We start from the raw sequence: 11,963 nt of genomic DNA on the forward strand, positions 1-11,963 counted from the left end.
AACAGCTTATTGGTCGCTCATTCCCCCGCCCAAGGCTGGCGAACCGATACTACCGTCTCCCCGCTCGCGACCGCTTGTTGAATGAGCAGGTTCAAATAATGGTCCTGCGAAGCGTCCGCCAAGCTGTAGTACGATTGGCCGGTCCGCAAATATTCGTCCATGCGGAGCAGGCAGGACGCTACGGCAAGCTCGTCGTCCGTAAGCCTTGCCGGAGCAAGCGGATTCTTATACACCCATTGCTCCCCCGCCATAATGCCCTTCAGGTAGTAGCCCTCCAGATTCCCGTTCTCTCCCGCGTTTTTGCGGATGAGCGGCAGCTCGATAGGCGTCAAGTAATCTTGCAGATACGTCATCGTATCGTTCACGATTTCGCCGCGGTCGCCGCGGATTAGTACCCGATTGGAGCGAATCCAGGAGAAATATTGATCTCCCGTGAAATCGAAGATGCCGAGCTGCCCGTTCTCGAAGCGCAGCGTCGCGATCGTCTGCTTCGAGACCGCCATCTCCTCCGCTTCCGGTGCCCCGGCCCGGCCAGGGCCCTTGACGATAGGCGATTCGTAGGCGAACGCCCGAATCTCCGCCGTCTCGAAGCCGATGCCGAGCCATCGGCGCATCAAGGCCAATCCGTGGTACCCGTGGGCCACGGATACCTGCACCTGCGATACGCGGCCGAGCCGGCCCGTAGCGATACAAGCCTGCCGCGCCGCATGCAGCGGCTGCAGCGGGTACTGCTCGGCGACCTGCACTCGGGCGCCGAGCTGCGTCAGCTCCGCGTGGAGCTGCGTAAGCCCTGCCAGGTCCGGAGCCGGAGGCGTCTCGGACAAGGCGGGCACGCCCCGCTCCGCGAGCTGCTTCAGGATCCCGGGGCTAGCAGCCCACGGGACCGAAACGACCACGAACGACGGCGAGCCGTTCGTGATCAGCTCGTCCAATGTTCCGTAGACCGGAACATGCCATTCCTCGGCGAAAGCAGCGGCTTTCGCCTCATCCCTTACAACGACGCCGGCGACCTCGAACCGCTCGGGGCTCGCCTTGGCTATGGTCAGGTAGAAATTCGCCCTCCAGCCGCCGCCGATAATACCGAATCTGATTTTGTCCATCCCGTTATTCCTCCATAAACCGATACGATTGCCCAACAATAATACATAACAGCAACTCCATCGGATAGTAGTCCCCTTATCTACTATCCCACCGGATGCTGCAAATTTCAATACTTACTAATAGCAATGCCCGGCACCGTTCGCCTTTGGCCTCCGCGAGACTATTGACCATTTCCGGCATCATCAATCTCATTTTCTCGCCAAATCAAAAGGCGGCCCGTCCCGGCCGCCCCTCATAGCTTACTTTTTCTTCATTTCCGCATATACCTTCTTCATCTCATCCATTACTTCTTTGCCGCCGATCTTCATATATTCCGCCACCATATCGTCATACAGCTTATCGAAATCGGCCGGCTTGGCGGTAATCGTCTTGACGGTAATTTCGACGCCTTTATCGCTCAACGTCTGGTTGTATTTGATTTGCGCCTCAATCGGACGGTCGTACCTTGCAGGCAGCTGTCCGTCGTTATCCCCAACCTTGATGCTGTCCATCGTAAAGTCCTTATATTTCGGATCGGCTGCGTTCGCCTTCAATGTTTTCTCAGGATCGCCCATATCTTTACCGTTGATCAGCATGCTGTAGTCGAGGTAATTGTACATGACCTTTTTCGCTTCATCCGTATCGAGGAAGATCGGAACGCCGTCTTCGCCTTTCTTGTACGTAACCCCTTCCGTCCCGTTTTGCAGATCGAAGATGACATTGTAGTCGGACATCCAGTTCAGGAACTTGATCACTTCAACAGCCCGTTTGCTCGCCTTCGGAACCATAATATGAGCGGATAACGGATGATAAATCTGCTTGACATGCTTGCCCTCATAGTTCGTAAACGGATCGACGGGCAGCAGGACCGCGCTCGGCACATTTTTTTGCAGGGTCGAATAGTACGCCTGGTACACCGGCTCGTTCGTATTCGTAATCGCGAATCCGATCTGGCCGTTCACGAGATCCGCCTGGAACTTCTTCCCGTCCTTATCCAGCGCGAAATCCGGACTGATCAGCCCTTCGTTGTACAGCTTGTTCAGGAACTTGTACCCCTCCTTATGCCCAGGCTTCATCCAATCCGGCAGCGTGTAGTATTCTTCCTCAGTCATTTTTTTCCAGAAGGTTCTTACAAGCGGGTCCAGGTTGTTGTTGTAGCGAATGCCGTATGGAATGACTTTGCCGCCGGTTCCCCCGGGATCCTTCTCCTTAAACGCTTTCAATACGTTATAAAATTCATCCGTCGTCTTAGGAGGCTGCATACCGAGCTTATCGAGCCAATCTTTGCGTATAATCGGCGTGCTTGACGCCAGGATGATCCGTTTGGCCGGGATCGTGTACTGCTTTCCGTTAATGACGCCGTAGTTCAGCAGCTGTTCGCCGAGATATTTTTTCAAATTGGGCCCGTGCTGGTTGATCAAATCGCCCAGATCGGTCAGTCCGCCCTGCTTCACCCAATTCTGAACCGCAGGGTCGCTGTAGGTAAAAATAAGATCCGGAGCCTCGTTCGCCGCCATCAACACGTTCAGCTTCGGCACCTCTTCCGTACGAGGGACGGTTACAAACTCCAGCTTAATATTATTGGGATTGCCGAATTTCTCCTGCATATATTTGACAAACCAGCTTTCCGTCAAAGGAGGCGCGCCCGGAGGCGTATTGCCGCGGTCGAACAGCTCGATCTTGAGCGTCACCATCTCCCCCTTTTTCCCGTCCTGCGCACCGGTCCCGGAACCGGAATCCGAGCAAGCCGCAAGCGTCAATGCCGGTAAGAGAACGGCGAGTACGCCTGCTGTCGTTTTCTTGAATGATGGGTGCTTACGCATGTTCATTCAACTCCCTTTTCTCATTTGGACTGGAACTTTCCCTGAACTGGCTTTTTGATCCCCCTTGAGGCATGGTTTTCGAAGCACCTCTACCCTTTCACGGCGCCGATCATCATACCGGATATAAAATAGCGCTGCAGCCACGGATACACTAGCAATATAGGTATCGTTGCGAACATGATACTGGCGGCCTTCAAGCTTTCAGGAACCGGAGCCAGCGAATTCATTCCCTCGGTTGCCGTAGCATCGCTCATTTGATTGGAGATAACCAGCTGATACAGCTTAAGCTGAATAGGGTATAAATCCTGATTGGTTATATAAAACAAGGCGTCCATGAAGCCGTTCCACCGGCCGACCGCATAAAACAGGCTTAGCGTGGCGAGTACCGGCAGCGAGAGAGGCAGCACGATCCGAATCAGCGTGCCGAAGTGCGAGCTTCCGTCGATCCGTGCGGATTCCTCCAGCTCATCGGGAATGGAAGAGAAGAACGTTTTCAGAATGATCAAGTAAAAGGCGTTGACCATTCCGGGCAGCACCAGCGCCCAAATCGAGTTGGTCAGCTTCATTGTTTTGACAAGCAAATATTCAGGGATAAGGCCGCCGCTGAAAAACATCGTGAAGACGATCATCAGCAAAAACGCATCGCGGCCCTTCAAATGCTTCTTTGTCAACGGGTAAGCTGCACATATGGTCATGACCATACAAATCACCGTGAAGAGAACGACCAGCATAATCGTAAAGAGCAGCGAGTTGATCATTTTTACATCGCGAAATACGGTCTGATAAGCCATCGTGCTCCATTCCACCGGGAACACCGTCACTTTGTTCGATAAGATCGCCGCATTCGAGCTTAACGACACCGAAGCCAGGTGAAGAATCGGTACTAGCGCAAGGAAGGACGCCGCCGCAACGATTGCGATAATAAGTCCGTCAAATAACTTCTCCATCCGTCCGATTTTCATGATGCCCCTCCTCCTTTACCAGATCCCCTGATCGGTTACTTTTTTGGAAATATAATTGGAAGTCAACAAGAAGATCAGACCGACGACAGCCTGGAACAATCCGATAGCCGTTGCAATCGTATACCGAGCCGACTGAATACCCACTTTGTATACGAACGTACTGATAACGTCGGACACATCGGTTACAAGAGGATTGCTGAGCACGAACGGCCGTTCAAATCCGATGCTAGCCATATGCCCAATATTGATGATTAGCAAAATAACGATCGTTGGCCTGATGCCCGGAAGCGTAATGTTCCATATTTTGCGCAGACGTCCGGCTCCATCCACCTCCGCCGCTTCATACAGCTCCTTGTTGATACCGGTCAAGGCCGCCAAATAAATAATGGTACCCCAGCCTGCGCTTTGCCACACGCCGGTCCCAATATACGTCGCAACCCAATAGAATGGCTCGGTCAGAAAAGGAATCGCTTTCATTTCTGCGGATTTTAACAGGATGTTAACAAGTCCGGTGTTCGTAGATAAAAGCTGGTATACCATCCCTCCGATAATGACCCAGGAGATGAAGTGTGGCAGGTACAAAATGGTCTGCGCGCCCTTCTTGAACCACTTGATGCGGATCTCGTTCAGCAGCACCGCCAGGATGATCGGAGCCGGAAACGATATGACGAGGTCCAGCACGTTAAGCAGCATCGTATTGCGCAGCACTTTGTAGAAATCTCTCATTTGGAATATTTCGCGGAACGCATCGAGACCGGCCCACGGACTTTTCCAAATGCCCTGAAACATGTTGAACTCTTTAAATGCAATGGTGACTCCGTACATCGGAATGTACTTGAAGACAAGGAAGTAAAGCATAGGCAAAAATAACAACGCATACAATTGCCAGTCCTGATTTGCAAGAAACCTGAAGCTTTTTTTCTTGACAGCCGTTCGGGATAGCGCTTTCTCAACGGCTGTCTTGCTGCCGATTGCGGACATACAACTCCTCCCATCTGAATCGGTTGTGACTGTTGCGGTGTATATCCACAGTAAAGCAATGCTCGCATCACGGTCAATTTACATGAATCGCTGCTTAGCAAAAAGTAACATCGAGGCTAAGGAGTATCCTCTTAACGTTTTGTCATCCCCGCTTTACCATTTCGCAACATTCGGTTATTCGCCGGTATTCCGGGTGGAATCCGATTTTTTCCGGTAATCGCCGGGAGGCAGACCGAACATGTTTTTGAATGCCCTGTGGAACGAAATGACGTGCTGATACCCTACCCGCTCGGCAATTTCCTGCACCGGCAGCTCGGTTTGGAGCAGCAGGCGGCTCGCTTCCTCCAGCCGGACCTTGAGCATGTAATCGATGAATTTCTCCCCGAACTCTTCCTTAAACAGCTTGCTTAAATACCGCGGATTCAGCTCGAAATGATCGCTTAACTTGTTCAGCGACAAATCGGGGTCCGCATAGTACATCTCGATATATTGCTTCACTCTGTTCATAAGCAAATGATGGTTGCGCACCGCTCTCGTCTCGCGGATCCGGGGCTCTAGCTCTGCAAGGACACGGCTCAGCCTCCCATGCCAATCGGTTAGGCTTATGGCGTGGTTGGATATATCTTCCAGCTGCGGCAGCGCTTCATCAGCCCACAACTGCTGCACTTCATCCGGCAGCTCCGTCATCTCTTTATGAAACTGATACAGCAGATAATCCATAATTTGATGAAGATCCGCTTGGCAAAATTGTCCGGTCTGCAAGCAATGCGCCAGCTTGTTCAAATGGACCGGCCATTGACCATCGTCAAGCCGGTAGGAGCGGGCCAGCGTAGAGAGCAGCTGCAAATGGGGGAAAATGCGTCCTTCTCCCTTCGGACGGGAGTCCTTGTGCTCCAGAAAGCAATTGGAAGCAAATAACGGCTTGTGAAGCAGCCGCTCTCTGGCTTCATCGTAAGAACGGTTAGCCTCCGAATAAAACGGTGTCTCGGTCCCGGTTCCTACTGACACGGTAAATTCCAGATTAACATTGATCCACGTCTGGAGCTGTCTCATACAGTCCATCGCCCGCTCACGTTCGTTCTCGTCAGAGTCGCTCATATAGAACACCGCTGCCATTTGATGGGGCTCCAGCCACTCGTTCCACAACGTGACCCGCATTGATTCCGCTATTTCCTGCAGCACCTGGCTGACGGCGAACTTCAGCAAGTATTGATCGCGCGGACTATAAGCTGCCGTGAAATCGGAATGCCTGTCTATTTCCATCACCGATACAAGCAGCAGGTGAAAATCGCTCGGAAGCTGCAGCTTGCGCATCTCCTGCTTCCATTGCATTTCATTCATCAAGGTATTTCCTTCCAGCCATTCGGCCAGCCTCTGCCTCTTGCGCACCGGCAGGTCGTCCTTGTACAGCTGCTCGTATTGGCTCGACCTCTCCAGCAAGCCGTCTATAGCCGATTCGATGAACTTGAGCTCGTCTTTAGTCGTGTGGCGTACGAGCTCCTCGTTGCGGCGCTTCGAATAGTCGTGGATTCTGCCCGCGATAGCCTGAATCGGTTTGTAATTCCGATGGGTGATGTAAGTAAACCAAGCGATACCTGCAATGACCGCCGCCAGCCCTACCATGATCCAGAAGTCATGGAACAACGAGAGGTACGACAGCTTTTTGTCGCTTTGAGCGCCGGATACGTAATGCCACCCTGTATAATCCGAAACGGCCGGAGTCCGCTCCCCCGGGGAGGCGGCTTTGGACTGCTGCGAAGGCTGGTACGTATCGAATGACGCACCGTTCTCCGCATAAAGCTGAATGAGCCCCGTATCGTAGCGGGTCAAATCCTTGATGAACCCGAGCAGAGCGGATACCCGGACATTCACGACGACAGCCCCCCGCTTGTCCCCGCTGAACGGAAAATATTTGAACAAGGTGACGACGCGCTCCCCGCCGGCCTCATGCGAAAACTCTTTAAAGATTCGCGGGCTGCTCCATCCCGAGCTGTTGCGTCCCGACCGGTAAGCATCGAGCAGGAAGTCGCGGTCCCCGAATTGCTCTAGGCTCGACAGTCCGCTTCGGGACAGCACTTTGCCCGTTTGCTCGTTGTACAAATAAATGGAATTGGAAAATGGCAGCATAGCCGAAAAATCGTCCAGCTTGCGGGAGATGAGGAAAAAGTCATACACCGTCCGGTCTATGTTTTCCTGAAAAAACGGGGCAAGCACTTCATTCATGTAAATATCCTTAATCACCATGCGCTCGGCCGCCTTCAAATTGTTATCGACCGCCTGCATGACCTTTGTTGCAATAGCCTCTTCCGTCCATGAAATTTGCTCTTGGGCCGAATTGTTCAATACCGCAAAAAATGAGAAAATCAGCACGGAAACAACTAGAAAAAATATCGGAGCGTAAGACAGGAGTATGCGGTAGTACCAGCTCATTTTCATCCAATTCGTTCCTCCCGGCCACAGATGATATGGTTCCTTTCGCTCTATTTTATTACAAACGAATGGCTGATGTTGTAGAATCGTGGCGAAACGGTGTCCGACCGTAGTACCGGTTTCCTTGACCTGCGCCCATAAAAAAATCCCGGCAGCGCGGTGCGCTGCATCGGGATGTTGATCGTACAAATAACTCAGCGTGTATTGTGTCACTAGCACGTCTTGCTTTCTTGGTTGAGCCTACTTCGTGGCCAGCTCCAGCTCCGCTGCAGCCGGCGCATCGAGCTGCGGTGACGAGGTGACGAACACAACCTTCTTTATTTCCCCGCTGAAGCTATACGGAGTTTCATACAGCGGAACAACCGGCGTCACCGCACTTTCGCCAATTTTGAATAGTCCGAAGGAGAACCCGATGCTGATCGAGCCCGTCAGCCTGACTAATCGATCCCGCTACGAGCTTTGTGCAGCCGTTTCTCCATCCGTTATACCGGGCGGCTCCAGAGTTTCTTCGATCCGTCTTTTCATCGCTTCGGAATAACCTTGCAGATTTTGAAACACCCGGTTGCTAAGCTGCAGCAAACATCGGACGTCCTCATCGGAAAAGCCTTGAAACAGAAGGCGCATATGCTCTTTTTGCACGGGAACTACCTCCTGCAGAAGCTGTTTCCCTCTGGCTGTAATGCTGAGAAGCATGATCCTGCGGTCGTTATGCGGACGCTGCCGCGATACATATCCGTCTTTCACCAGCTTATCGCACAGCGCGGTCATCGCTCCCGGGGAGAAATGAAGCTCCTCCGACAGCGTCCCCGCTTTGAGCGGCCCCTCCCGGTCCAGCATGCTCAGCACGTTCAGCTGCGGCAGCGTCAGCGTTTGCTTAACCGCGATTTTATCCCGCTCTACTATGAATTTGCGTATCATCGTCCGAAACTGGCGATCCAGCTCCAGCGTCGTCGGCTGCATCGAGTCCATCTTCCTTCTCCTTTCGAACAAAACAAAAAGGCCGCCGTCCATCACTCAGTCACGCTGAATGTGTTCGGGGCCATTGGCAATCCAGTAGGCGAACCGTTTTATTTTGATTTCAAACCATTGGGTATGAACCTAAATTAACACAACAATTCCTATAAATCAAGTAAGAAATAAAATGGATAGCTGCAAGATTGCAGCCTATAAAAACCGGACTTCGCTTGCAGTCAAAGTCCGGTCAGGCTGTTGATAAACTGATTTACCCAAACATGCTGATGCAAGTTAGGTGGTCTCTCCAGAAGGAGCGATAAGGCTCCTTATTTTATCTGGACATTGACGCTGTAACGTTACAAGTGAACACCACGTTCCAATAAGAGGTCCATCGTCGGATCCCGCTGTCCCTGTGTACAGTTTCATTGGGCGAATCCAATCGCCTATCCGTTGGGAAGAGTTGATCATCTTGCAACGGACCGTAGATCCGTTATTTTACCCAAAACGGCCCTTTTTGAAGGGCGATCGGACTACAGATCCGCTATTTCGCGATAATGCACATTTTTGGGGGGCAAAAATAGCAAATAACGGACTCACGGTCCGATCACACCCCAAAAACAGCATCATTCTAGAAAATAACGGATCTCCTGTCCGATCCTCGTAAGCCCGGCTGAGGTGTATACCCCATCGGGGTATAAAGTGAGCTGCTCTTTAATGCAATAGGAAGGTGAGGTATCTCCGCTTACGAAGCCAGTTTTCCTGCGGAAAACACTTAATTGTCTGCCTTTGTTTTCAGAAAAAATTACCGCCGAAGTGTGACAAATTTATTGTTCTCTGAAAACAACAGCGGCTGGAGGGCGGTCCCCCACCGGGATACCCTGCAGAAATTTTAGTTGCATTGGTTTCTTAACAAACTCACCGGTCTTCGCTTGAGAGCAAAGTCCGGTGGAGTTCCCGATTACGCCTGTACAGGCGCTAATTGTACTTCCTTCAAGTTCATCAGCACACTGCCGGTAAGCTCATTCGCGCTGACCGTCAGCTTGTATTCGCCCGGCTGCTCAATACGGATCACTCCAAGCGTCTCTCCCATAAATTTGTAGCCGTCGCCCTTCGGAGCGACTTGGCCCGACAGCTTCTGCCCGGCTGTCTCCACGGAGAACGAGCCGCCCGCTGCGCCTTCCTCCGCGCCGTACACGATCTTCACTTCGTAGTCTCCCGCTTCCGCCGCCCGGTACGTCCAGCTGATGCTGTCGTTCGCATCCGCCCAGTTCGTCACGACGTCACGTCCGGCTTTGCCCGTATCATAGCGAAGCTTCTCCCCTTGAATGTCTCCGTCGAAAGCTCCGAATACATTCAAATGGTCCTGCTTATGCAGACGCTTCACCGGATTTGCGTCCACACTGCCTTCGATTTCCACTACGACGACTGTCGCATCGGGATCGACAGGCAATGCCGGTACGGAAATGACGGCATCCTCACCGGATAAGCGGTGATGCTCAAGCTCCGCCTGCGCCGGATCGGCAAGCAAATACGCCTTCGCAATGCTGCTGCGCAAGCCCGGAACGATCAGCTTGCCGCTGGCCGGCCAATCGAAAACGTGCAAGTACAGCTTCGAGCCCTTCGCCGTGCAGCGCCCCCATTGCGGCTTGCCGATCGGACTGCCCGTCGTTCCGTACACGCTCTCGCCGTTCGTGTTCATCCACCGGCCAACGCCTGCCAGAATCTCCTTCGACTTCTCGTCAAATTCGCCCTCTGGCGTAGGACCTACATTCAGCAGATAGTTTCCGTTCAGGCTGAACACGTCGATCATGTTGTGCAAAATGCCTTTCACGGATTTCCAGTTATGATCCGTCTTTTTGTAGCCCCACGAATTGTTCATCGTATGGATAGACTCCCAGTCTCTCCGGTTAATGCGGATATGAAGCTGGTTGTCCCCGGAGTTGCCGTAGTCGCCGAAGCCGTCCCGCCTTACGCGGCGGTTGATCAGGCAGTTAGGCTGCAGGCTGCGTACGTAATCGACGAACCGCTGTCCCTGCTCATCCGTTACTTTATGGCCGCAATCGAACCAAATTACCGCTACGTCACCATACTGGGTGAGCAGCTCCTTCAGCTGCGGAAATGCTTTTTCATTCAAATACCGCTCGTATCGCGTCCGCTTTTCCTCGTCATGGATCCATGATTCCAGATCGTCCCAAGCTCCAATATTGCCCGGATAATCATGCGTATTCCCCTGCGAATCCGGATGGTGCCAGTCCATCGAATGCGAATAGTAGAAGCACAGCTTCACGCCATGCTTGTGGCAAGCTTCGGCTAAATCCTTCATCGGATCGCGGCCGTAAGGCGTTCGCTTCACAATGTTGAAATCCGATACCGGAGAATCGTACATCGCAAAGCCGTCGTGATGCTTGGCCGTAATGACCAAATATTTCATTCCCGCCTCTTTGGCGCTTTTCACCCATTCGTCCGCATTATAGTTAACCGGATTGAATTCCTCCGCTATCGTCTCGTACTCTTTCGCCGGAATTTGCCCGCGGAGCATAATGTGCTCGCCGTATGTGCCCGGCACTTCCTTTCCTTTCCATACGCCGCCGAGAAGCGAATATAAGCCCCAGTGGATGAACATCCCGAACCGTGCTTCTCTCCACCAAGCCAGTCTGCGGTCCTGGGCTTCTCCAGTAAATTGCAGCTCGGTTGTACTCAGCTCGGCTTCCGCCTCCGCGTTATCCATATACATATCTCGTTGTGCCATTGGAAACCTCCGTTAGTTTGTCTTCTCCTCTATTGTAAGTCCGATATGTTATAATCCATATAGATGCGGTTAACGTGAATTTGTACGAAACTAACCTATGCTGCTGCCCGGCGCAGGTAGGATTTATGGGGGTGGGTAACAATATGGGACAAAACGAGATGCCCATCAGCCTTTTTCTGTCTGAAGTGAAGGTCGAGCTTATCATCTCGCTGTTAAGCAAGTGCAAGCCGGATTGGGTACAAGGGCCTTTCACGCCGACTTACAGCAAAATCTATTACATCCTCGAAGGAGAAGGCCGAATGATGGTCGGAGGACAGGAGCTGTTTCCGCAGCCGGGGCAGCTCGTGTTTGCGCCAGCGGGCTTGTCCCAGTTTTTTTCCGTCATGGACCCGAATCATACCTACAAAATGCTGTGGTGCCACTTCACTTCGAATCTCAGCTTTATGAACCTGTTCTCCCTGTTTCAGCTTCCTTACTGCATTACAGCCAGTATGCCTGACGAGACCATTGCATCATTCGAACGATTGATCGCGGCTAGGAGGGCCAACGGACCGGCCAGATCCATCCGAATCCAAGCGGCGCTTCTCGACGTCATTTCCTGCTACGTGGAACAGGCGGTTCAAGCCCGACCCCAGACGGCCGGCACGCTGGCAAGCGACAAGCTCAGCAAAGTACTTCAATATATTGACTCCAAGCTGGCAAACGATATAACAGTCACGGAGCTCGCCGAGCTGATACATCATCATCCGAACTATTTTATCCGTTATTTCAAAAACCATCTGGGCACCACGCCGATGGCCTACATATACGAAAGAAGATTGGAGAAGGCGAAGCAGCTGCTGTCCGTCTCGGATATGACGATCGGAGAAATCGCGAGAGCGACGGGGTTCCACGATATTTTCCATTTTTCCAAAGCGTTCAAAAAAAGACTCGGCGTCGCCCCTTCCGAATTCCGGGGCTGGCCGAGTGCTCCTCAGTAGTATG

9 protein-coding genes are annotated in these 11,963 nt (G+C 52.3%); 1 reads left to right on the forward strand and 8 read right to left on the reverse strand.

The window, feature by feature from the left end; translation table 11 throughout:
* Nucleotides 1-17: 17 nt before the first annotated feature.
* The 8 genes from ACFQ88_RS30475 to ACFQ88_RS30510 all read right to left on the reverse strand — a co-directional run bounded on the left by ACFQ88_RS30475 (nt 18) and on the right by ACFQ88_RS30510 (nt 10,979).
* A complete protein-coding gene (locus tag ACFQ88_RS30475) occupies nt 18-1,100 on the reverse strand; it encodes a Gfo/Idh/MocA family protein (protein ID WP_379460252.1) in 1,083 nt (360 codons plus the stop codon).
* Between the two features lie 240 nt (nt 1,101-1,340).
* Entirely contained in the window at nt 1,341-2,903 is a 1,563-nt protein-coding gene (locus tag ACFQ88_RS30480) for an extracellular solute-binding protein (RefSeq protein ID WP_379460254.1), read from the reverse strand.
* A gap of 89 nt (nt 2,904-2,992) precedes the next feature.
* Complete coding sequence (locus tag ACFQ88_RS30485) at nt 2,993-3,865, reverse strand: carbohydrate ABC transporter permease (RefSeq protein WP_379460256.1); 873 nt, start codon at nt 3,863-3,865, stop codon at nt 2,993-2,995.
* A 15-nt stretch (nt 3,866-3,880) separates the two neighbouring features.
* Complete coding sequence (locus ACFQ88_RS30490; RefSeq protein WP_379460463.1) at nt 3,881-4,723, reverse strand: ABC transporter permease; 843 nt, start codon at nt 4,721-4,723, stop codon at nt 3,881-3,883.
* Nucleotides 4,724-5,020: 297 nt separating this feature from the next.
* The gene (locus ACFQ88_RS30495) at nt 5,021-7,282 is read right to left on the reverse strand and encodes a helix-turn-helix domain-containing protein (RefSeq protein WP_379460258.1); all 2,262 of its coding nucleotides are present in this window, start codon (nt 7,280-7,282) and stop codon (nt 5,021-5,023) included.
* 234 nt (nt 7,283-7,516) lie between these two features.
* Entirely contained in the window at nt 7,517-7,648 is a 132-nt protein-coding gene (locus ACFQ88_RS30500) for a hypothetical protein (RefSeq protein WP_379460260.1), read from the reverse strand.
* A gap of 78 nt (nt 7,649-7,726) precedes the next feature.
* Nucleotides 7,727-8,245, reverse strand: coding sequence for a MarR family winged helix-turn-helix transcriptional regulator (locus ACFQ88_RS30505; RefSeq protein ID WP_379460262.1), 519 nt, complete (start codon nt 8,243-8,245; stop codon nt 7,727-7,729).
* A gap of 943 nt (nt 8,246-9,188) precedes the next feature.
* Nucleotides 9,189-10,979 carry an alpha-L-fucosidase gene (locus ACFQ88_RS30510; RefSeq protein ID WP_379460264.1) on the reverse strand — a complete coding sequence of 597 codons (1,791 nt, stop codon included), beginning with the start codon at nt 10,977-10,979 and terminating at the stop codon, nt 9,189-9,191.
* 143 nt (nt 10,980-11,122) lie between these two features.
* On the opposite strand from ACFQ88_RS30510, the gene ACFQ88_RS30515 reads away from it, so the two are divergent.
* Entirely contained in the window at nt 11,123-11,959 is an 837-nt protein-coding gene (locus tag ACFQ88_RS30515; RefSeq protein ID WP_239634168.1) for a helix-turn-helix transcriptional regulator, read from the forward strand.
* Nucleotides 11,960-11,963: the final 4 nt, after the last annotated feature.

The organism is Paenibacillus sp. NPDC056579, from assembly GCF_042793215.1.
Lineage (GTDB): Bacteria > Bacillota > Bacilli > Paenibacillales > NBRC-103111 > Paenibacillus_S.

What these genes read in the sequence shown, in the direction of transcription:
- ACFQ88_RS30510 (WP_379460264.1), bottom strand. Translation starts at nt 10,979, where the DNA reads ATGGCACAACGAGATATGTATATGGATAACGCGGAGGCGGAAGCCGAG.
- ACFQ88_RS30490 (WP_379460463.1), bottom strand. Translation starts at nt 4,723, where the DNA reads ATGCTTTACTTCCTTGTCTTCAAGTACATTCCGATGTACGGAGTCACC.
- ACFQ88_RS30485 (WP_379460256.1), bottom strand. Translation starts at nt 3,865, where the DNA reads ATGAAAATCGGACGGATGGAGAAGTTATTTGACGGACTTATTATCGCA.
- ACFQ88_RS30495 (WP_379460258.1), bottom strand. Translation starts at nt 7,282, where the DNA reads ATGAAAATGAGCTGGTACTACCGCATACTCCTGTCTTACGCTCCGATA.
- ACFQ88_RS30505 (WP_379460262.1), bottom strand. Translation starts at nt 8,245, where the DNA reads ATGGACTCGATGCAGCCGACGACGCTGGAGCTGGATCGCCAGTTTCGG.
- ACFQ88_RS30480 (WP_379460254.1), bottom strand. Translation starts at nt 2,903, where the DNA reads ATGCGTAAGCACCCATCATTCAAGAAAACGACAGCAGGCGTACTCGCC.
- ACFQ88_RS30515 (WP_239634168.1), top strand. Translation starts at nt 11,123, where the DNA reads ATGGGACAAAACGAGATGCCCATCAGCCTTTTTCTGTCTGAAGTGAAG.
- ACFQ88_RS30475 (WP_379460252.1), bottom strand. Translation starts at nt 1,100, where the DNA reads ATGGACAAAATCAGATTCGGTATTATCGGCGGCGGCTGGAGGGCGAAT.